This window comes from Allorhizobium sp. NPDC080224 (assembly GCF_050281005.1).
GTDB lineage: Bacteria > Pseudomonadota > Alphaproteobacteria > Rhizobiales > Rhizobiaceae > Allorhizobium.
Genome location: NZ_JBNNWJ010000001.1, coordinates 974,318 through 994,678, shown reverse-complemented (window position 1 = coordinate 994,678; position 20,361 = coordinate 974,318). Strand labels below are relative to the sequence as shown.

At 61.9% G+C, this 20,361-nt stretch carries 17 protein-coding genes and 1 riboswitch; of the genes, 5 read left to right on the top strand and 12 right to left on the bottom strand.

All coding sequences use genetic code 11. The features are described 5' to 3' along the window. The first annotated feature begins 534 nt into the window (after positions 1-534). From ACQKP1_RS04775 to ACQKP1_RS04765, 3 genes are all read left to right on the top strand, one after another. Positions 535-1,365 carry a TlyA family RNA methyltransferase gene (locus ACQKP1_RS04775; RefSeq protein ID WP_427274393.1) on the top strand — a complete coding sequence of 277 codons (831 nt, stop codon included), beginning with the start codon at positions 535-537 and terminating at the stop codon, positions 1,363-1,365. Beyond that, positions 1,362-2,618: a class I SAM-dependent RNA methyltransferase gene (locus ACQKP1_RS04770; RefSeq protein ID WP_427274392.1), complete on the top strand. Its 1,257-nt coding sequence runs from the start codon at positions 1,362-1,364 to the stop codon at positions 2,616-2,618. The genes ACQKP1_RS04775 and ACQKP1_RS04770 overlap by 4 nt, the downstream gene beginning before the upstream one ends. Before the next feature lie 97 nt (positions 2,619-2,715). Continuing rightward, complete coding sequence (locus ACQKP1_RS04765) at positions 2,716-4,323, top strand: peroxidase family protein (protein WP_427274391.1); 1,608 nt, start codon at positions 2,716-2,718, stop codon at positions 4,321-4,323. Here the strand turns inward: ACQKP1_RS04765 and ACQKP1_RS04760 are convergent. From ACQKP1_RS04760 to ACQKP1_RS04745, 4 genes are all read right to left on the bottom strand, one after another. Further along, positions 4,317-4,622 carry a hypothetical protein gene (locus ACQKP1_RS04760; protein ID WP_427274390.1) on the bottom strand — a complete coding sequence of 102 codons (306 nt, stop codon included), beginning with the start codon at positions 4,620-4,622 and terminating at the stop codon, positions 4,317-4,319. The genes ACQKP1_RS04765 and ACQKP1_RS04760 overlap by 7 nt on opposite strands. Before the next feature lie 206 nt (positions 4,623-4,828). Beyond that, positions 4,829-6,919, bottom strand: a complete 2,091-nt coding sequence (locus ACQKP1_RS04755) for a methyl-accepting chemotaxis protein (protein ID WP_427274389.1) — start codon at positions 6,917-6,919, stop codon at positions 4,829-4,831. Positions 6,920-7,107: 188 nt separating this feature from the next. After that, positions 7,108-7,869: a crotonase/enoyl-CoA hydratase family protein gene (locus ACQKP1_RS04750; protein ID WP_427274388.1), complete on the bottom strand. Its 762-nt coding sequence runs from the start codon at positions 7,867-7,869 to the stop codon at positions 7,108-7,110. A gap of 155 nt (positions 7,870-8,024) precedes the next feature. Then, entirely contained in the window at positions 8,025-9,803 is a 1,779-nt protein-coding gene (locus ACQKP1_RS04745) for an acyl-CoA dehydrogenase (protein WP_427274387.1), read from the bottom strand. A 403-nt stretch (positions 9,804-10,206) separates the two neighbouring features. On the opposite strand from ACQKP1_RS04745, the gene ACQKP1_RS04740 reads away from it, so the two are divergent. After that, positions 10,207-12,117, top strand: coding sequence for a PhoX family protein (locus ACQKP1_RS04740; RefSeq protein ID WP_427274386.1), 1,911 nt, complete (start codon positions 10,207-10,209; stop codon positions 12,115-12,117). Positions 12,118-12,227: 110 nt separating this feature from the next. Here the strand turns inward: ACQKP1_RS04740 and minE are convergent, their stop codons facing one another. From minE to ACQKP1_RS04705, 7 genes are all read right to left on the bottom strand, one after another. Next, positions 12,228-12,488 (bottom strand): cell division topological specificity factor MinE, encoded by a 261-nt coding sequence (gene minE, locus ACQKP1_RS04735; RefSeq protein WP_006726700.1) that lies wholly within the window; start codon positions 12,486-12,488, stop codon positions 12,228-12,230. Continuing rightward, the gene (gene minD / locus ACQKP1_RS04730; protein ID WP_427274385.1) at positions 12,485-13,300 is read right to left on the bottom strand and encodes a septum site-determining protein MinD; all 816 of its coding nucleotides are present in this window, start codon (positions 13,298-13,300) and stop codon (positions 12,485-12,487) included. The genes minE and minD overlap by 4 nt, the downstream gene beginning before the upstream one ends. A 29-nt stretch (positions 13,301-13,329) precedes the next feature. Beyond that, entirely contained in the window at positions 13,330-14,100 is a 771-nt protein-coding gene (gene minC, locus ACQKP1_RS04725) for a septum site-determining protein MinC (RefSeq protein ID WP_427274384.1), read from the bottom strand. Positions 14,101-14,287: 187 nt separating this feature from the next. After that, positions 14,288-14,770, bottom strand: a complete 483-nt coding sequence (locus ACQKP1_RS04720; protein ID WP_427274383.1) for a BA14K family protein — start codon at positions 14,768-14,770, stop codon at positions 14,288-14,290. 207 nt (positions 14,771-14,977) lie between these two features. After that, the gene (locus ACQKP1_RS04715; protein ID WP_427274382.1) at positions 14,978-15,397 is read right to left on the bottom strand and encodes a BA14K family protein; all 420 of its coding nucleotides are present in this window, start codon (positions 15,395-15,397) and stop codon (positions 14,978-14,980) included. Positions 15,398-15,623: 226 nt separating this feature from the next. Further along, on the bottom strand, positions 15,624-16,709 hold the full coding sequence (locus tag ACQKP1_RS04710; RefSeq protein ID WP_427274381.1) for a 2Fe-2S iron-sulfur cluster-binding protein: 1,086 nt from the start codon (positions 16,707-16,709) through the stop codon (positions 15,624-15,626). A gap of 2 nt (positions 16,710-16,711) precedes the next feature. After that, positions 16,712-17,956 carry an aromatic ring-hydroxylating oxygenase subunit alpha gene (locus ACQKP1_RS04705; RefSeq protein ID WP_427274380.1) on the bottom strand — a complete coding sequence of 415 codons (1,245 nt, stop codon included), beginning with the start codon at positions 17,954-17,956 and terminating at the stop codon, positions 16,712-16,714. Positions 17,957-18,059: 103 nt separating this feature from the next. Then, a riboswitch (cobalamin riboswitch) is annotated at positions 18,060-18,262 on the bottom strand. Between the two features lie 304 nt (positions 18,263-18,566). Between ACQKP1_RS04705 and ACQKP1_RS04700 the strand changes: the two genes are divergently transcribed. After that, the gene (locus ACQKP1_RS04700) at positions 18,567-19,172 is read left to right on the top strand and encodes a DUF6656 family protein (RefSeq protein ID WP_427274379.1); all 606 of its coding nucleotides are present in this window, start codon (positions 18,567-18,569) and stop codon (positions 19,170-19,172) included. Positions 19,173-19,194: 22 nt separating this feature from the next. On the opposite strand, the gene ACQKP1_RS04695 is transcribed toward ACQKP1_RS04700, so the two are convergent. After that, complete coding sequence (locus ACQKP1_RS04695) at positions 19,195-20,274, bottom strand: GGDEF domain-containing protein (RefSeq protein ID WP_006726692.1); 1,080 nt, start codon at positions 20,272-20,274, stop codon at positions 19,195-19,197. Positions 20,275-20,361 lie beyond the last annotated feature (87 nt).

Sequence of the window (20,361 nt, the reverse complement as noted above, 5' to 3'; positions counted from 1 at the left end):
AACTGTGCGCAGGTGGCCGACATCGCCACCCGACGGAGAAACCGCCGGAGCGCCTGCCACTTGCGCGTGCCATGATCTTCGTGTGCCTCAGCCCGGTTCAATCACGCGAACGTGTGATTAAAGTAGCCCGTGCACATTAACGAATGCCTAAATTATGCGAGTTTTTGCCATTGGCCGTGAACGATTGCTCAACACTTTTGACAATCGTCAATTTTGTTCGCGGGATCGCCCCCCCGTCGAAAGCCCCAAAACAAATGAAGCCCCCCGGGCCCGAAACCGGGGGGCTTCCATTCCTGCTGGCCAGAAGGAGGAGGAGGGCCTGCAGTCTCTTGTCGGAGCATGCTGCTTGGGAGGGAGGATCGCATCGCGCCGGCCACTGAACATTAGAATCAATTGCTTAAAGTATCGCTAATGAAACCTTGAATGGATCAGCATCCGAAATTCGCAACCCCTCTAGCCTTGTCGCTGGCGAGGCCGCAGCGAGTGCTGCGAAAAAGACTTGCGCGAAGGCGCATCTCCCCGCATTGACGGGGCATGAAGAAGCTCCCAGAACCCCAGCGCCTCGACCAGCTTCTGGTCGCCCTTGGCCTTTTTGCAAGCCGCTCCCGCTCCCGTGACGCCATCCAGCGTGGCACGGTGAAGGTGGACGGCAAGGTGGTATCCAAACCCAGCCTTGTCTTTGCCGCCACGCACCAGTTCGATATCGACGATCCGGCACAGGATTACGTCTCGCGTGCGGCGCTCAAACTCGAGGCCGCGCTCGACCATTTCAACCTCTCGCCCGAGGGCTGCCACTGTCTTGACGTCGGCGCATCCACCGGTGGGTTTACGGAAGTGCTGTTGAAGCGCGGTGCTGCCCATGTGACCGCAATCGATGTCGGGCATGACCAGTTGCATCCGCGGCTCGCCAGCGACCCGCGTGTCACCAATCTTGAGGGGTTGAATGCGCGCTATCTGGAGCCTGAAGACTACAATGACGAGCCCTTCGATTTTCTGGTCTCCGACGTCTCGTTCATTTCGCTAAAGCTGGCGCTGGCGCCAGCTCTCGAACAGGCAGAGCCGGGCGCGCATTGCCTGCTTCTGGTCAAGCCGCAATTCGAGGCGGGCCGCGAAGCCATCAGCAAGGCAGGGCTTTTGAAAGAACCGGAAACGGCACCACTGGTGGCCGCCGAACTGGAACGCTGGCTGGCGGAGGACATGGGCTGGACGAGCCTCGGCCTGATCCCCTCGCCGATATCAGGTGGCGATGGCAACGAGGAATTCCTGCTTGCCGGTGTTAAGCCGCTCGGCGCCGATCACGATGAGGATGGCGGCGACAGCGAGGACATGGACCTCGGGGACGACATCGAAGGAGACGAGGCATGAGCGCGCAAACCGTCACGATCTCGAGCCTCGGCGCCAAGGGCGATGGGGTCGCGCATGGCGCAGACGGTCCGGTGTTCGTGCCCTTCGCGCTGCCCGGCGAGACCGTCTCGATCGCAAAGGTGAAGAACGAGGGCACGATCATGTCGATCACCAGCCCCTCGCCCGATCGCGTTCAGCCGCCTTGCAAGCATTTCGGTCCCGATGGCGTCGGTGGTGTGTGCGGCGGCTGTTCGCTACAGCATATGGCAAAACCCGCCTACAACGCCTTCAAGCGCCAGATTCTGATCGACGCCTTGAAGTCGAAGGGGATCGAGGCTCCCGTTGGCGAGATCTTCGAGGCACATCCGCATCAGCGCCGCCGCCTCGTCTTCACCGCAAGGCGGCGTGAACAGGGCCTGGTCATGGGTTTCATGCAGGCGGAGACGCATCACGTCGTGCCGGTCGAGGAATGTCCCATCGCGTCGGATGGGCTGATCTCCCGGCTGGACGCCATCAAGATCATCGCCAATGCCTGTGGCGCCGAGCACTTCCGCGTCACCGTGACGGAGACGACAACCGGCCTCGACATCTCGCTCGACGGGCTGCGTGGCGGGCTCGGCGACCAGGAGCGGCGGGCGGTCACCAATGCCGTCCTCAGGCTCAAGAACATCGCCCGCGTCTCGGCCAATGGCGAGATCATCATCGAGCCGCACAAGCCGCTGCTCGATTTCGCCGGTGCTCGCGTTGTGCTGCCCCCGGGTGGTTTCACCCAGGCGACACATGAGGCGGAAGAGCATATGGCGGCGCTTGCGATCGCCCATATCGGGAAAGCGAAGAAAGTCGTCGATCTGTTTTCCGGCGTCGGCACCTTCGCATTGCGGCTTGCCCGCGCATCCGCCGTGCTCGCGGTGGAGTCCGATGAGAAGGCCGTAAAGTCGCTCGACTTTGCCGCGCGCAATACCCAAGGGCTGAAGCCGGTGACCGTCGAGCGGCGTGACCTCTTCCGCCGGCCACTGATGACGTCCGAATTCAAGGCGTTCGATGCCGTCGTCTTCGATCCGCCGCGCGCGGGTGCCGAGGCCCAGTGTGCGGAACTGGCGAAAAGCCAGGTGAAGAAGGTGGTCGCGATCAGCTGCAACCCGCTGACGCTCGCACGCGACCTCTCGATCCTGATCGCTGGCGGCTACCGGGTCGACGAGGTGACGCCGATCGATCAGTTCCTCTGGTCACCGCATGTCGAGGCGGTTGCAACGCTGAGCAAGAATAAGACTTAAACACATCCCTTGGTTGCATGTGATTTGTTGCGCCACTCCCGATAATCATCTCTGATCACGTCATCCAGAAAATGACGTGATCAGAGGGGGAATGACGATGTCTGAAGTCGCAGCCCACGGACATGGCGTCCGGGGCATGAGCCGTGAATCCCTGCAGGCCCTGGCCGGCAATGCCGATCCCGGGAAGTTCGGCAAAATGTTTGCGCGGCTTCCACCGCTGCATGCCGACGACGATGCGCTTTTCGATCTTGCGAAGGCCATGCGCGACGAGAAGGGGCCGGAGGGTGATCATCCGAAACTGCCGGCCGGCTATACCTATCTCGGCCAGTTCGTCGACCACGACATCACGCTTGATACGACGCCGCTCGACAAGCAGCGCGCCGATCCGCTGGCGACACAGAACTTCCGCACGCCGGCACTGGACCTCGATTCCCTCTATGGCGATGGGCCGGGCCTGCACCCATATCTCTATGCCAAGGAGGGTGTCCGGAAACTGCCGGGCCCCAAATTCCTGATCGGCAAGGCGCAGGTTTCCGACGCACTTCCCCGACCGGAAGAGGAACCGCCCCGGAAGATCCCAGAGCTCGATAACGACCTGCCACGCAATGCCCATGGGCGCGCCCTGATCTTCGACGAGCGCAATGACGAGAACCTGCTGGTGGCGCAGTTCCACCTGCTGATGCTGAAGTTCCACAATGCCGTGGTGGATCATCTTAAGACGACGACGACCGGTTTGAAAGATCCGGAGCTATTCGCGGAGGCACGACGGATCGTCACCTGGCACTATCAGTGGATCGTGCTTTTCGATTTCGTCGAACGCCTGACGGAGCCCGGCCTGATCCGCAAGATCAAGCACGATGGGCGGCGTTTTTATCGTTTCCGCAGCCGGCCCTATATGCCGGCCGAATTTGCGGCCGCCGCCTATCGGCTGGGGCATTCCATGGTCCGGGAGACCTACAGTCACAACGCCGTCTTTCGTCCCGGCGGCCTTGCCGACGGCACTCTCGAACTCATGTTCAACTTCACGGGCAAATCCGGTCTGATCGTGGGGGACCTTGCGCCTGAGCCCCCTCCACCCTCACCGCTTGGACCGCATCGCACGCTGCCATCCAACTGGGTGATCGATTGGCGCAGGTTCTTCGATCTGGAGACACCTCCCGAAGACCACTTCACGCTCAATCATGCCCGCCGGATTGATCCCCTGATCGTGCCGGCCCTGCATACACTTCCCGATCATCCCGAGGACATGACCACAGTGGCCGCGCGGGAATTCGTCCTGCCGTTTCGCAACCTCAGGCGCGGTTCGCAGATCGGCCTGCCATCGGGCCAGGATGTCGCCCGCGCCATGGGCTTCGAGCCGCTCAGCGACACGCAGCTTTCCCGGGGTAGAGACGGCGACGCTGCGGCGCGCAACGGTTTCCACAAGGCGACACCACTCTGGTACTACATCCTCAAGGAAGCCGAGCAATTGCATGACGGGCTGAGGCTCGGGCCAGTCGGGTCGACGATCGTCGCCGAGACCTTCCTCGGCCTTGTGCACGGAGACCAGAATTCCTTCCTCTGGCAGAGAACCAACTGGACGCCGCACCTACCGGGAAAGACTCCAGGGCATTTCACCATGGCGGACCTGATCACCTTCGTCGGCGACATCAATCCGGTCGGCGACGGCGTTGGGATAGTGCCGAAGGAGAAGTCCGCTCAGTAGGTCAGGAGCGTGCCCGAATCGGTCACGTTGGCGCAACGGCAGCGGCCGCCTACACGGCCAGGGTTCGCGGGGCAGGACACCTGCCCACCACCGCCGATGCTGCCAGACTGGTCGATGACACAGATATAGCGCTGCGGGCGGACCGGCCGGTTCTGACGCGGGGTATTCTGGCTCTCACTGATCGCGCCGCTGGTATCAGTGACCAGGACAAAGGGGAGCGAGGGGATCGATGCCGTTTCGGCCGAGGCCGGCACAACGATGAAAAGCAGGCTGAGTGCGACACAGAACAAACGCAACATGAGAACCTCGGCAAGACAGGTAACAGCTGGATTTCGCAGATGACGACGACCTTCGGGCCGTCGCGGACAAGATCCGAACGGTCGAGGGCCAACATGGTTGCAGAGATTAGAGCCAAAGACTGAACACAGGCTGAACCCTCACAACCAGAAACGAGAAACGGCGCCGCAGGGGCGCCGTTTCATTCTGTAGATTATCGGTCGCCCGATCAGGCAGCGCGACGCTGGCCGGACGATGTGCTTGCCGAGCGTTCGTCGATGCGGAACTGGTTGAGCAGAGCCGTCAGCGCTGCCGCTTCCTGGGCCAGACCATGGCTTGCCGCCGTCTGTTCCTCGACCATGGCGGCGTTCTGCTGGGTGCCCTGGTCCATGGTGTTGACGGCGGTGTTGATCTCCTGCAGGCCGGTCGACTGTTCGCGCGAGGCGGTCACGATGGCGTTGACGTGGCCATTGATCTCCTGGACTTCGCGGACGATGACGTCGAGCGCCTTGCCGGTCTCGTTGACGAGTTCGACACCCGTCTTGACCTGGTTGCCAGACGCACTGATCAGCGTCTTGATCTCCTTGGCGGCATTCGCGGAGCGCTGGGCGAGTTCACGAACTTCCTGAGCAACGACCGCGAAGCCCTTGCCGGCTTCACCGGCGCGCGCGGCTTCAACACCGGCATTCAGCGCCAGCAGGTTTGTCTGGAAAGCGATCTCATCGATCACGCCAATGATGTTGGAGATCTCGCCGGAGGACTTCTCGATGCCCTGCATGGCGCCGACAGCCTTTTCGACGATCTCGCCGGACTTTTCGGCACCGGCACGGGCGCGTGTTACCAGCTGGCCGACTTCTTCGGCGCGGCGGGCGCTGTCCTTGACGGTCGTGGTAATCTCCTCAAGTGCTGCCGCCGTCTCTTCGACAGAGGCTGCCTGCTGCTCTGTGCGGCGGGCGAGATTATCGGCAGAGGAGCGGATTTCGGCTGCACCGCCGTCAATGGCACGGGCATTGCGGCCGACAGTGGCGAGCGCGTCGTGCAGCTTCTCGACGGAAGCATTGAAGTCGACGCGCAGGCGATCGAGGTCACCGGCGAACGGGGTCTCTATGCGCGAGACCAGGTCGCCATTGGCGAGGCGGCCGAGACCGTCGGCCAAAGAATGGACCGCAAAGGAAACCTGTTCGGCTTCGCGCGCCTTGGCGGCTTCGCGCTCGCGGCGTTCCTGTTCGGTCATGGTGCGGGTTTCATCGGCTTCGCGGGCGAGGCGTCCGCGCTCGATGATGTTGTCGCGGAAGACGGCGACGGCTGCGGCCATCTGGCCGATTTCGTCGGTGCGGGCCGTGCCCGGAATTTCAGCCGATACGTCACCGCCGGCAAGCTTGCCCATGACGCCGGTCATATCGACCACGGGACGGACGACAAGGCGCGACAGGAGCATAGCCAGGATACCGATCATGGCGACGACGCCGACCAGGGTTGCAACGGCAGCGGCCGTGCGGAATTCACCGATCGCGGCAAAGGCAAGATCGCGGTCGATCTGGACGCCGAGATACCAGTCATCACGCGGCAGCCCCTTGATGGGCAGGAAGGATACCAGCACGTTTGCATCGGCAAAGGCTGTTTCGGTGATGCCGGAGCCGATGGCCGGCGTGTTTGCCGGGAAGGCGTCCTTCAGCGTCTTGGTGACGAGGTTGCCATCCCGGTGGACGAGGATGGTGCCGTCCTGCTTGACGAGGAAGGCCGAACCCTTGCCGCCCATGTCGACCGAGTTGACCATGTCGACAAGCGAAGTCAGTGAGAAGTCGGAAGCCGCCACGCCATAGAGCTTGCCGTCCTTCTTGACCGGAATGGCGGCGCTGATGATCAGATTGCCGGTCGAAGCGTCGGCGTAAGGGTCTGTCAGCACCATCTTGTCGGCCTTGACGGCGTCCTGGTACCACGGGCGCTTGCGCGGATCGTAGCCCTCCGGCAGCGGCTGGTTGGGAACGCTGGTAAAGACGCCTTGTTCATCGCCGACATAGGTCGACATGAATTCGCGGATCAGCACGGGGTTGTCGAAGGCTGCGGTGATGGCAGCGGCATCAGGCGCCTTGGCTGCGGCATTGCCCGCGAGTTCGGTCAGCATGACGCGCGCGCCGAGCCAGTTGGCAATGCTCTGAGACGCCTGGAGACCGGAGCTATCGATCTCGCTCTTGACGGCTGCACTCGTCGCATTGCGCTGAAGGCTGTCGATGTAGAAAGAGAAACCGGACAAAGCAGCCACGACCACGAGGGAGGCGACTACCAGGATCTTGGTCATCAGGTTGGAACTGGTCTTCACGATACGGTCCTGCAGAAACACTTCGCGCAGTCGATTGCGCGGGGACGTCACGGGGCATTGTGCGATCCGGACACCATCATGGTGAGGAAGCGGCAGATTTGCCGCTAAACCAGGATTAGCCTGCAGGATTTAATGGGTACTTAAGAAAAGTCCCAAAAGTAAGTAAGCCTCACATACGACGCATCGTTTTATGCGCGTTTCTTCATGAATGTCTCAAATGCGGCACGCGCCTCGGCGCTTTTGAGCTGGGCGACGAAGTGGGCGAGTTCTTCCTGCATACGGGTGCGGACCTCGTCAGCGCTGCCCTTGACCAGAGCACGGGCGATCTTCATCGCGGCCGGCGGCTTGGACGCGAGCGAGGACGCGATCTTCAGGGTCTCCGTCTCGACCTGATCCGGTGAGACCACCTTCCAGATGAGACCAGCCTCGCGAGCCTGTTCGGCGGAGAAGCCTTCGCTGGCCGCCAGCATTGCAAAGGCGCGCTGGTGACCCATGACGCGCGGGGCGATCAGGCTTGAGGCGGCTTCCGGGACGAGCGCCAGATCGACGAAGGGGGTCTTGAACAGGCTACGATCGGAGGCAACGGTCAGGTCGCAATGCATGTGCAGCGTCGTGCCGATGCCGATTGCCAGACCATCGACGCCGGAGACCAGAGGCTTGGTGACTTCGGTGAGGGCCTTGAGAAGGCCAAAGGCTGCGGGTTCACCAACGGCGCCGGCCATGGCGAAACCGAGAAAGTCGGCCATATCATTGCCGGCGGAGAAGCAGCCTTCGGTGCCGAGGAAGACGATGGCGCGGATGCTGTCGTCATTCTCGCCTTCGAGAAGGCCTGCGGTGAGCTTCTGGTACATGGCCTGCGTGATGGCATTCTTCTTGTCCGGGCGGTTGAAGCGCAGGACGAGGACGCCGGGATGGGCTTCCGGGCGGGTGATCTCAATGTGGTCGGTCATCTCGGCTTCCTCGGGTGGTCCCCACCCTCCCCTTGAGGGGGAGGGTCGGAGCGCAGCTCCGGGGTGGGGTGATCAACGACATATGCTGGACTTGGCGGAGTCACCCCCACCCGCCGCCTTGCGGCGACCTCCCCCCTCAAGGGGGAGGTGTGAGATCAGGCAAACAGCGCGCGTGCCGCTTCCAGGCTCGCCGCACCATTGACGACGCGGTCCTTGAGAGCCGCCGTCTCGGCGATCAGGTTCTCGGCGGCGAAGCGGCAGAGCGCCAGGCGGTTGTCGCGGCCGTGGTCCTCGTCCGCGAGCGCGCCCTTGGCGAGATACACGCCGGTCAGGACGAGGCCAAAAAGGCGCTGGTAAGGTGTGGCACCCGCAAGCGCTGCGGAGGCATTGCCGGCGGCCATCTGCGAAAGCAGCCATTCGGTGGCGTCTTCGAGGTCGACCAGGCTTGCGTCGAGGCGATCAGCGGTCTCGCCGAAGCCGTCGAGATTGGAGCCGCGCACCGCATTCACGATCTGCTTCAGCTCGGTGATGTAGCCCCTGATATGATTGCCGTTGGAGAGCGGCAGCTTGCGGGTAACGAGGTCGGCGGCCTGGATGCCGTTGGTGCCTTCGTAGATCGGGGCAATGCGGCTGTCGCGCCAGAAGCGGGCAGCACCGGTTTCCTCAATGAAGCCCATGCCGCCATGGGTCTGGATGCCAAGCGAGGCGACGTCAACGCCGGCATCGGTTGCAAAGGATTTGGCAATCGGGGTCAGCAGAGCTGCGCGCTCGGCCCAATGGCGGGCTTCGTCACCATCCGCGTGATGGCTCATGTCGGTGGCGTGGGCGCAGACATAGCAGATGGCGCGCGAGCCTTGCGTCAGCGCCTTCATGGTCACCAGCATGCGCGCGACATCGGGATGTTCGATGATCGGCGACATGCCCTGGCCGGTCCAGCCTGGCGCCTTCCCTTGCGTGCGGTCCTTGGCGTATTGCACGGCTTTCTGGGTTGCGGCTTCACAGATGGCGACGCCCTGCATGCCGACGGCGAGGCGGGCATTGTTCATCATGGTGAACATGCAGGCGAGGCCCTTGTTCTCCTCGCCGATCAGGTAGCCGATCGCGCCGGCTTCATCGCCATACTTTCCGTCGCCATAGATCATGGTGCAGGTCGGCGAGCCATGGATGCCCACCTTGTGCTCCAGCGAATGACAATGCAGGTCGTTGCGGGCGCCGATCGAGCCGTCGTCGTTCACAAGGTATTTCGGCACGAGGAAGAGCGAGATGCCGCGCGTGCCGGCGGGGGCATCGGGAAGACGCGCGAGAACCAGATGGATGATGTTCTCGGTGATCTCGTGTTCGCCCCAGGTGATGTAGATCTTCTGGCCGAAGATGCGGTAGGTGCCGTCATCGCGGCGCTCGGCGCGGGATTTCATGACGCCGAGGTCAGAGCCGGCATGCGGCTCGGTCAGGTTCATGGTGCCGGTCCATTCGCCGGAGACCATCTTGGGCAGGTATTTAGCCTTCAGGTCCTCAGAGCCGTGGGCGGTGACGGCGTCGACCGCACCCATGGTCAGCGTCGGCCCGAGCGCGAAGCCCATGGAGCCGGAGTTCCACATTTCCAAGGCCGCGACGTTGAGCATATGGGGAAGCCCCTGCCCGCCGAAATCTTCCGCCGCGGTCAGGGAGTTCCAGCCGCCTTCGGCCCAGGCGCGGTAGAGATTGTCCCAGCCATCGGGCACCACGACCTTGCCGTCGACCATGCGGGCGCCCTGCCTGTCGCCGATTTCGGCGAGCGGTGCGACTTCGTCACTGGCGAAACGGCCGGCTTCGGAGAGGATGGCATCAACGAGGTCGTCGCTCAGCTCGCCCAGCTTGCCGTCTTCGATAGCCTTGGTGAGGCCAGCGACGTGCTTCAGGGTGAACGCGATCTCTTCTACGGGCGCCTTGTACATGACGTGCTCCTCCATCTGGCGTATGCTTTATGCCACGCCCAGACTCCCACCCAGGAGGCGCGGCTTATTCTCACTTCTGGCTAATTGATTTTTACGTAAACGTCAAATCTTTTGCATGCGACAGGAAGCCTGGTTCCCGGTGCCATGGAGGTGAAAGTCGAGGTGACGATTGCCGCCGCAATAAAGATGCGTGAGCGGCCCGATGCCTCGCTCCTGGAGAGAACGGCAGTCTCCGAAGCAAAGCCAAGATGCGCCAATGACTTAAAACGGTGACCGGCAATGGCTCCGCGGGAATGCCTAATTCAGCGTTCTCACAACTATCGGCCTGCCCCGCTTTCGTCACATCACTGTTACCCGCGCTGACTAGTCGGAGGGTGGACTTCAACCACAAGGAGGCTCTGCCATGACCGACACCAACACCAATCATCTTTCCTGGGACGAGTGGGACGAGCTGCACAATCCGCCGCCGGCCGTGACCGACTTCGACCGCGTCGTCGAACGCGCCATCTCTCGCCGCGGTTTTCTTAGCGTGCTGGCCATGGGTTCGGCTGCCGTTGCCATGGGCTCCGTCGGCAACCTGATGAGCTCAACCTCGGCCAAGGCGCAGGAAGCCGCCTCGCGCTTCGCCTTCAAGCCGATCGACATTGCGACCGACAACACCATCCATGTGCCGGAAGGCTACAACTGGAAGCCGCTTGCCCGTTGGGGTGAGCCCCTGTTCTCCACGGCTTCCGACATCGATCCGATGAAGGGTGTGTCGCTTGAGAATTCCGACAAGGTTTTCGGTGAGAACACCGACGGCATGGAACTCTTCGTCATCGGCGGCGCCCAGGTGATTGCCGTCAACCACGAATACGTCAACAACGAAACCAACCTGCCGCACGCGCCGGAAGGCATGCCGCAGTCGCTCGAAGACGTGAAGATCCTGCAGAACATGCAGGGTGTGACCGTCATGGAAGTGGCGGAAGGCGAAAACGGCTGGGCAATCGTCGTCGACAGCCCGTTCAATCGTCGTATCCACCACAACACGCCGATGAAGCTTTCGGGTCCGGCTGCCGGCTCCGAGCTCGTCAAGACGGCTGCCGATCCCAATGGTGTTGACTGTCTCGGGACCTTCAACAACTGCGGTGCTGGCAAGACGCCGTGGGGCACCTACCTGACCTGCGAAGAAAACTTCAACGGCTACTTCGGCTCCACCAATGCCGAGTTCGAAATGCCTGAGGACTACAAGCGCTACGGCATCGTCGCCGAGACCCGCTATGGCTACGAGAAGTTCGACGAACGCTTCGACGTTTCGAAGAACCCGAACGAACCGCGCCGCGCCGGTTACGTGGTCGAGATCGATCCGTCGGACGCCTCCTCGACCCCGATCAAGCGCACAGCACTCGGCCGCTTCAAGCATGAGAACGCCGCCGTGGTCATCGCCCGCGACGGTCGCGTGGTCGTCTATATGGGCGACGACGAGCGTGGCGAGTTCCTCTACAAGTTCGTCTCCAACGGGATCTATGTCCCGGGTGGCGACACCTCCAAGCTGCTCGACGAAGGCACGCTCTACGTCACCAAGTTCTCCGACGAAGGTACCGGCGAGTGGCTTGCTCTCACCGAAGAAACCACCGGCATGAAGGCGGACGAGATCGCCGTGTTCACCCGTCAGGCGGCCTCCAAGGTTGGTGCCACCACCATGGACCGCCCGGAATGGGTTGCGGTCAATCCGGTTGCGGTCGAAGCCTATTGCTGCCTGACCAACAACAGCCGTCGCGGCGAAGTCAAGGACGGCAAGCTCCGCACCAATGCCGGCGGCGACGAGATGGCGGTCAACGCCGTCAACCCGCGTGAGAAGAACGAATACGGCCAGATCGTTCGCTGGTATCCGGCCAATGACGACCACACCGATTCGACCTTCAGCTGGGACCTGTTCGCCATGGCCGGCAATCCGGCCGTGCACAAGGACGGCGCTTATGCCGGCTCGTCGAACATCAACGAAGGCAACATGTTCAACTCGCCCGATGGCATGATGTTCGATTCGACCGGTCTCGTCTGGATTCAGACCGACGGCGAAGACTCGAACGAAGGCGAGTTCGCGGGTCAGGGCAACAACCAGATGCTCGCCGGCGACCCGGTTACTGGCCGCATTGAGCGTTTCATGACCGGCCCGAAGGGCTCGGAAGTTACCGGCCTCACCTGGTCTGCCGACAAGCGCACCATGTTTGCCGGCATCCAGCATCCCGACGCGCCCTTCCCGGACGGAGAAGGCAAGCTGCCGCGTTCGACGATCGTGGCGATCAAGCGCGACGACAACGCTCTGGTGGGCTGACGGTTCGGTCGGCAGGGCGGATGTGATCTGCCCTGCCCTCACTCCAAACGAAGAAGGCCGCCGACCGGGATTCCGGCGGCGGCCTTTCTCATTCGTGATGACCTGTTCGATCAGGCGGCGAGGCGCTGGGCGTTGCGCGGGATCTCGACATCGATCTCGAGGATCGAGACGTCTTCGTCGCGGTCCATCTTGATCTGCACCTTATCGCGGTCGAATTCGACATGCTTGGCGATCACGGCGAGGATCTCCTCGCGCAGGATGGCGACCAGGTCGCTTTCCAGCGACGCCCGTTCATGGGCGAGCAGAACCTGCAGTCGCTCGCGCGCCATCGGGGCGGAACGCTGCTTGCGGAACAGGGAGAAAATACTCATGCGGCCCTCCGCGCGAAGATCTTGTTGAGGAAGCCACGCTTCTCGCCAGGAATGGTGATTGGAACGTTCTCGCCGGCCAGACGACGGGCGGCATCGAAATAGGCCATGGCAGGCGCGCTGCGGGCGTCGGCAAGCGTGACCGGGGCGCCGATGTTCGAAGCGCGCAGGACGTCCATGCTTTCCGGAATGATGCCGAGCAGCGGGATCGACAGGATCTCGAGCACGTCATCGACCTTCAGCATGTCGCCACGCTGGGCGCGATTGGCGTCGTAGCGCGTCAGCAGAAGATGCTTCTCCATGCGCTCGCCGCGCTCGGCCTTCAGCGTCTTGGAATCGAGCAGACCGATGATGCGGTCCGAGTCGCGTACCGAGGAGACTTCCGGATTGGTGACGACGACGGCCATGTCGGCATGGCGCATGGCAAGCGTTGCACCGCGTTCGATGCCGGCGGGGCTGTCGCAGATGATCCAGTCGAAATACTTCTTCAGCTCGTTGATGACCTGCTCGACGCCTTCGGCGGTCAGGTTATCCTTGTCGCGGGTCTGCGAGGCCGGCAGCAGGAACAAGGTTTCCAGCCGCTTGTCGCGGATCAGCGCCTGGGGCAGCTTGGCGTCGCCCTGGATGACATTGACGAGATCGTAGACGACACGGCGCTCGGCGCCCATCACCAGATCGAGATTGCGAAGGCCTACGTCAAAATCCACGACGACGACTTTTTCATTGCGCTGTGCCAGCGCTGCACCGAGAGCGGCCGTCGAGGTCGTCTTGCCGACCCCGCCCTTGCCGGATGTCACGACTATCACCTTGCCCATGTGGTTCTCCTGTCTATCCCCGCTCAAGTTCACGTCATTCTCTCTGTCATGATTGCATCCCCCTCCAGCCAAAGCTGAACAGGATGCCCCTTCAATTCTGGATCCATATCGTCGGTCATCGCGTAGACACCGTCGATCGCAACCAGCTCGGATTCGAACTTACGACAGAAGATCCTTGCGTCGGCATTGCCAACGCATCCGGCGAGCGCTCTGCCGCGCAGCGCACCGTAGATATGGACGGAGCCTCCGGCGATTACTTCCGCGCCCGACTGGACCGAACCGATGACCGTGACATCGCCCTGGGTATAGATGACCGACTGACCGGAGCGGATGGTTTCGCGCACGATCATGGAGGGCGCCGAGACGGGGCTCTGCTGCACGACGACCTGAGGGGCTGCCTGATCGACAGACTTTTTCTCTGCCTTGCCCTTGGGTTTCGTCTCTGCAGATTCGGTCGTCTCTTCGCGCGGCACCTCGTAGTCTGCGGCAGGCTTTCCGCCCTTCAGCTGCGGCGGCATGCCTGGCTCGACCAGCGAGGGTCGGCCACCTTCGATGCCCATGATCGAGACATTGCGCGCCGCGAGTTCGGCAATCAGCGCCTTCAATTGCGGACGGTCGATCTCGATGTCTGACACGTCGAGCACGACGGGACGACCGAGGAAGAACCCGGCCGAACGGGCCGCGAGATCATCGAGCCGGACGAGCCAGTCGTCGAATGGCGGATCCGGCGTCAGGACGACGGCCAGGAAGGATCTACCCTTGATGCGGATGGAGCGAGGTTCGGTTAGCACTTTGGTCATCTATGTAAACAAATCGTTGACGAAAGAAGTACGGCCGATTTGGTTAACAAATGGTTAACGCGGCGAATTTTCCGTTAGGAAACAGACGGATCGGAATGTAAAAAAGCCGCCCGCGGCGAGCTCCGGGGCGGCTTGATGTTAACCCTTTCCGGCTCCTTGTGGGAGCCGGAGCAGTGGGCCCTGTCGATCAATAATAGGGCGACAGGCACTGCTGGCGAGGGCCGTTATACGGCTGGAAGGTGTTGGTGCGGCTATCGTAGGAGCGGTAGCGGGCATTGCACCAGTCATAGTGGCGCGGATTGAGGCCCGCTGCGCGGGGTGCTACCGGAGCCGGACGCGGCTGGGCAATCGCACCGCCGATGATCGCACCGGCCGCAAAAGCTGCGAGCGGATACCAGTAACCGTTGTGGTAACGATAGCCGGCGCGGCGCTCACGATAGCCACGATGGCCATTGTAGTAGCGAGCGCGCTCGTAGCGATCGATGCGACGGTCGACACGGCGGTCATAACGACGATCATAGCGATCTCGGTACTGAACATTGGTGGCATCTGTCGTGGATGCGATCGGTGCGACCGGGCGGATGACCTGCGCCTGGGCCGGGATCATACCGGTAATGGCCATGATGGACGCGAGCGCGGCGACGGCAGTCGTCTTCAATGCAGTCTTCATGATGCTTCTCCCTGCATGTTTATCAGGGTCGACCGAAACGGACTGTTATGCCCGGTCCTCGACCTTGAGACGTAAGTTAGCGAAGCTAGCCTGAACTCAGGATTAACGTCCCGTTCATGCTTCGCGTTCCGCGCGTATCGCTCCAGCGACCGTTCTCGCGCGCAAGTGCCCGTCAACGGAGGGAGAGGCCAATTGTTCCCGAACGGCTCAGTAATAGGGTGACAGGCAGGTCCGGCGCGGCCCGTGATACGGCTGGAAGCTGTTGCTGCGCCAGTGATAGGAGCGGTAGCGTTCGGCGCACCAACTGTAGTGCTTCGGATTGAGGCCAGAACCATAATGCACGACGTGACGGCGCGGGATCGGCCTGTCGACGATCACACCCGCCCGCATGGAGCGCGGCGAGATCCAGAGCCCGTTGCGATAGACATAGCCCGGCCGATGCAGCCGGTGTCCATGACCACGATAGACGTGATGCCGCGAGTAGACTGTCACGCGATCATAGTGACGGTAGCTGGTATGGCGCTCGTAGATACGGACTTCGATGCCGCCGGCGCGGGTTTCGGCCGCTGATCCCATGACCCCGGCCAAAGCCGGGCACGCGAAGGCAAAAGCAGAGACAAGCTTCATGCGTGATCCCCCTTGACCCGGAGACACCCTTCGACCGGCCGGCCCTGATGGCCGAGGCCAAGTTCGATCACATGCGGCGATCGCGAGCCTCCATCAGCAGATGCTAACCCGTTGGGGGATGCGCTGCAAGGGATTGAGGGGCAGCAAGATCGCGCAAAAAAGCGGAAGGGCGAGCACCATCCGGTTCCGCCCCATCTTCCAGGTCAATTGGTGGCGTGGCCGTTTGCTAGGCCTCGATCTCGATATCGCCCTTCGGCCGCGAACAGCAGGCAAGGATGTAGCCTTCGTCGATTTCGTCATCGAGGATGCCGCCATTGTGGTCCATCTCGACTTCGCCCGAGAGCTTCATGACCTTGCAGGTGCCGCAAAGACCGGATTCGCAGGCCGCCCCGATACGGACACCGGCGGCACGCGCTGCCTGGAGGACCGTGTGGCCTGGCGCGCAGAGGCCGTCCTTGCCGGACATGGCAAAGGTGACCCTGGTCGCCTGCTCGCCGTCGCCATGATCGGCGACCACCACCAGGGGCTCCGCCTTCACCGGCTGGAAGGCTTCCTCCAGATAGTTGCGCATGTCGAAACCGGCACCTTCCAGCGCCTCGCGCACGGTCGCCATGAAGGGCGCCGGGCCACAGCAGAAGACGGTGCGCTCCAGGAAGTCAGGCGCCAGAAGCGCAATCTTGGCCTTGTCGATACGGCCCTTCAGCCCCGACCAGAGCTGGCCGCGGCCCAGTTGCTCGATGATGAAGCCGAGCTGGAAGTTCGGCATGTCACGGGCTTTTGCTTCCAGCTCCCAGCGGAAGATGATGTCGTCGGGCGACCGGGCACAATGCAGGAAGGTGATGTCGCTGTCCGGGGTACGGTCGCTGAGGTCCCGGGTCATCGACATCATCGGCGTGATGCCGGAGCCGGCGGAGATGAAGAGATACTTGTCGCCAGGATGCTTCGCATAGGAGAAATCGCCGAGCGGCCCGAAAGCCTTCAGCGCCATGCCGGGCTTCAGGTTGTCGAACATCCAGCGAGTGCCAATCGAGTCCTTCTGCGCCTTGACCGTCACGGCGACCGTATAGGGCCGCGAGGGACTGGAAGAGAGCGTATAGGTGCGCATGACCGGCTCTGGCCCGACCGGAATTTCCAGCGTGACGAACTGGCCCGGCAGATAACGGAACCACAGGCCCGGCTTGTTGGGCTTGAAGGTAAACGTCATCACGTCGGCGGCTTCAGGCGTGACGGCGACGCATTCGAGCAGATGCTCCCGGTCCGACCAGGGGCGCATCTCGTCGACATGGCGATACTGGGTGACGGCGATGTTCATGATCAAGCCACCGCCGAGAGGCGGGCCTTGTCGCCCTGCAGGCGGCCCGTCATGAAGTTGGAATACCATTCGACGAACTGCATGACGCCACCTTCGTGATCAACGGAATAGGGACCGGGCTCATAGGCCGGCGAGCGGATACCAAAAGCGTTTTCCTCAACGATCGAGCGGTCCTGGTCGTTGGTCATGTTCCAGACATGGGTCAGTTCTTCCAAATCGTAATCGACGCCTTCGACCGCATCCTTGTTGACCAGCCAGGTGGTGGTGACCGCGGTCTCTTCGGCCGACAGCGGCAAGACGCGGAAGGAGATCGCATGGTCACCGAGGATGTGGTTCCAGGTCGTCGGATAGTGGAAGAGCAGCATGGTGCCGATATGGCTGATCGGCACATCGGCGGAGAGCGGCTTCTTGACGGCGCGCTTGCCGGACATGGTGTAGCTCTCGGCATCCTCTATCAGCGGCATGCGGGCGGTGCGGAATTGACCCGACGGGTCCATGTTGAAGGCGGACGGCAGGCCGGCGGCTTCGCAGCGTGACCAGTGCTCCGAGATGAACGGGTCATCGCCGGCACCCTGCACGCCGGTTGCGGTCGGGGCTTCCGGATACGTGCGGCAGAGCTCAGGGTGATTGCCGGCGCAATGGTAGCATTCGCGGTTGTTTTCCCAGACGAGCTTCCAGTTGCCCTTTTCGATGATCGTGTTCTTGTGGGCGACCTTGGCTTCCCACAGGCGATGCGGGCGGAGATATGGCTCGATGGACGCGCGCATCGGGCCGAAATCAGGGGCTTCGTTGGCGAGACAGACGAAGATGTAACCGCCGACGCTTTCGCAATGCACGGTCTTCAGGCCGAATTCGGCCTTGTCGAACGTCTCGCCCATCTGGCGGGCGAAGACGAGCGAGCCGTCGAGGTCATAGGTCCAGTTGTGATAGGGGCAGACGAGCTTGGCCGCAGCGCCCTTGTCCTTTGTGCAGACGCGGTGGCCGCGGTGGCGACAGGTGTTGTGGAAGGCCCGGATGACCTGATCCTTGCCGCGCACGATGACGACGGGATAGTCGCCGATCTGGGCGGTGAAATAGTTGCCGGCGCGCGGGATCTCGCAGTCATGGCCGATGAACAGCCAGTCGCGATACCAGATCATCTCCATGTCGAGCTTGAAATAGTCCTGGTCGATGTAGAATGGTTGCTCAAGGGAGAAACCCTCGCGGCGGTTCTTCAGCTGGCGCAGCACGTTGGCCTGCAGGTCCATGTCGTCCTCGTGTTTCAAAAATTCGGGGGAGAAGAGAGCACAGCCTGCCGTCGCCTTAAGAAGGCGGTGTGCATGGCTATCTCCGGTCGCCCTCCGCAACCTCAAATGTCCGTCTGCCGAGGCTGGTTTCCGGGCTCAGGAGTGGTCCATTTGCGGACCGCGTCGGCGCCTTCCCAGGGTTGCCCCCAGTGGCCTTGTGCCAAAACGCATTCTCCACCACCGTTGCGGGGGCAGCGCCGGATTTTGACCGGCTTCCCGATTTCCCACCCTCCCTAGCAGGGCAGCACCTCGAGCTTGCCTGCATCTAATCACAGGGCGCGGGGCTGCGCTGCATTGCGGAACGACACGGCCCAAATCGTTTGCGACATCGCACAGATGGCGATCTAGGGGAGAGATTTCGGGAATTTCCCATTGTTTTCGGGGAGGTGCGGCGGCAGCGTTTCTCTGGCGGCTGAAATCATGGCGCAAACGGGCGATTCGAGGCAACTACCAAGGAACTGCACTGCGGCAAGCCTCGCGAAACCTCGCTGATATAGAATACCATCAAATCATGATTAACCATGCTGCGTTAAGCTCAAGCAATCAGTCCGGGTACCGTCAGAGCGTCAAGATGCAGAAACTCAGATACTACGCGACCCCCAAAGCGGAAACGAAAACGCCGCCATCCTCGAAGGCCATCCATACCGAGTTTCTCAGAACCGGTCGGATCTCGCGCAGCCGCGAGGACTGGCTGCCGGACGAGCGCCGGTATCTTTCCTATGAGGAAGTTGCGGCGCGGACCGGGCGGCGGCTGGAGCGGGTGGCCGAGACGACCCATGAGCGGATCAACGGCTTCCATCGCTCGATCAAGTTTCCCAAAGTCATTTTCCATCGGACGCTGAACAACAGCCCGCATCTGGGCTACTGTCACGTGACGGCGGCGCGCACGAACTTCGCGCAGTATGCCGATGTCAAATGGGCCTTCTACATCGCCAACTTCTTTGCCGAACTCGGTGGGGAAGAGGTGTTCTTCGAGCAGATCAAGCAGAATTACGGACGAATGTATTTCGCCGTGGCGATCAAGCCGGAAGCAGAGGCCAAGTCGATGACCATCGACCGTTCAGTCCGCGACAACGGGCTGCTGTTCCAGACCGTGGATCCGAAAGAGGCGCTGCGAAACGTGCTGATGCTCGGCGCACGAGACGCCGAGCTCAGGAAGATCATCGCAAAGCTTTGAAAGTGGATATCGGCGCTTGGTATCAGGCGCCGAAACCGCCCACCGGCTTCTTCTTGTAGAGCAACCAGTCCTTCGAGACATAGTCGCTTGCTCCATAGATCGTTACGGTGTCGCCACCGGCTGCCTTGGAGGTGGCAAGCGCCTTTTCGGCGAAGTTGGTGAAGTCGAAGGCGTTCGGGGCCTGTTCGGAATAGCAGATGCCGAAGGACATGGTCAGCTGGCCGACACGCGGGCCGCTGGACGAGCCGACGAAATTGGTGGCCTTCAGCTTGGCGCGGACGAGATCGACGACGCGGCTGATTTCTTCCTGGTCCGACGTGTAGAGCAGCAGGCCGAAGCGGCCGGCATCGAAGCGGCAGGCGAGATCGCCACCACCGGAGACGGCTTCAAGAACCTTGGCGACCTGCATCAGGAACCGCTCGGCAACGGCCGGGCCCATCTGCTCCTGGATGCGGACATAGTCGTCGATCTCGCCGATCGCGACGCCGCAGAGCACCGGCATTTCCGGATTCACATAGATCTTGGCCACAGCCTTGTTGAAGGCGCGGCGGGAGGCAAGGCGGGTAACCGGATCGACGAACTTCGCGGCTTCGGCCTCTTCGGCCTCGCGCTGGAGGTCGGCGAGCGATGCCGTCTTGTCGACCACCGCGCGCACGACATTGCTGTTCTGGTGGGCGCGCTTTTCGGTCGCGGCCTTCAGCATCTTGATCGACTGGCCGAGCGGCGTGCCTTCGAGATCGGCTTCAGTCAGGATGGTCTTGGAGGCATGGCCGATGACGCGGCCGTAATCGGTGAGCGAAATCTTCTCTTCGTTCAGCAGGCTGATGAAATTGCTCATCTCGGCGCGAACCTGGCCATTCTGGCGGCTCAGAAGCCCGTCTTCATGGTGATGCGGCAGATATTTACGGCCGAGTTCGTCGAGGGCTTCCTGGGTCTTCACCTTGCCGAGCGCGATGAACTCGCGCACCAGTTCGGGATTGCTGCCGGAGTAGGCCTCGTAGACCAGCTCGTAATTGCGCGGCAGACCGTCGATGCCCATCTGATGCATGGCGGTCGCGACACGAAGCGCAATGCTGGCGGCCGGATTCTTGACTTGCTGCATCTGTCCATTTCCCCGAGTGAGGCTTTTCCGTCTCTTATCTGGACCATAGGCGAACAATTCTTTCTTTCGGTTACGTCGGTAGTTAAA

Coding starts and splice junctions, on each gene's coding strand:
- ACQKP1_RS04775 (WP_427274393.1), top strand. CDS start 535: ATGAAGAAGCTCCCAGAACCCCAGCGCCTCGACCAGCTTCTGGTCGCC.
- ACQKP1_RS04770 (WP_427274392.1), top strand. CDS start 1,362: ATGAGCGCGCAAACCGTCACGATCTCGAGCCTCGGCGCCAAGGGCGAT.
- ACQKP1_RS04765 (WP_427274391.1), top strand. CDS start 2,716: ATGTCTGAAGTCGCAGCCCACGGACATGGCGTCCGGGGCATGAGCCGT.
- ACQKP1_RS04760 (WP_427274390.1), bottom strand. CDS start 4,622: ATGTTGCGTTTGTTCTGTGTCGCACTCAGCCTGCTTTTCATCGTTGTG.
- ACQKP1_RS04750 (WP_427274388.1), bottom strand. CDS start 7,869: ATGACCGACCACATTGAGATCACCCGCCCGGAAGCCCATCCCGGCGTC.
- ACQKP1_RS04745 (WP_427274387.1), bottom strand. CDS start 9,803: ATGTACAAGGCGCCCGTAGAAGAGATCGCGTTCACCCTGAAGCACGTC.
- ACQKP1_RS04740 (WP_427274386.1), top strand. CDS start 10,207: ATGACCGACACCAACACCAATCATCTTTCCTGGGACGAGTGGGACGAG.
- minE (WP_006726700.1), bottom strand. CDS start 12,488: ATGAGTATTTTCTCCCTGTTCCGCAAGCAGCGTTCCGCCCCGATGGCG.
- minD (WP_427274385.1), bottom strand. CDS start 13,300: ATGGGCAAGGTGATAGTCGTGACATCCGGCAAGGGCGGGGTCGGCAAG.
- minC (WP_427274384.1), bottom strand. CDS start 14,100: ATGACCAAAGTGCTAACCGAACCTCGCTCCATCCGCATCAAGGGTAGA.
- ACQKP1_RS04720 (WP_427274383.1), bottom strand. CDS start 14,770: ATGAAGACTGCATTGAAGACGACTGCCGTCGCCGCGCTCGCGTCCATC.
- ACQKP1_RS04715 (WP_427274382.1), bottom strand. CDS start 15,397: ATGAAGCTTGTCTCTGCTTTTGCCTTCGCGTGCCCGGCTTTGGCCGGG.
- ACQKP1_RS04710 (WP_427274381.1), bottom strand. CDS start 16,709: ATGAACATCGCCGTCACCCAGTATCGCCATGTCGACGAGATGCGCCCC.
- ACQKP1_RS04705 (WP_427274380.1), bottom strand. CDS start 17,956: ATGGACCTGCAGGCCAACGTGCTGCGCCAGCTGAAGAACCGCCGCGAG.
- ACQKP1_RS04700 (WP_427274379.1), top strand. CDS start 18,567: ATGCAGAAACTCAGATACTACGCGACCCCCAAAGCGGAAACGAAAACG.
- ACQKP1_RS04695 (WP_006726692.1), bottom strand. CDS start 20,274: ATGCAGCAAGTCAAGAATCCGGCCGCCAGCATTGCGCTTCGTGTCGCG.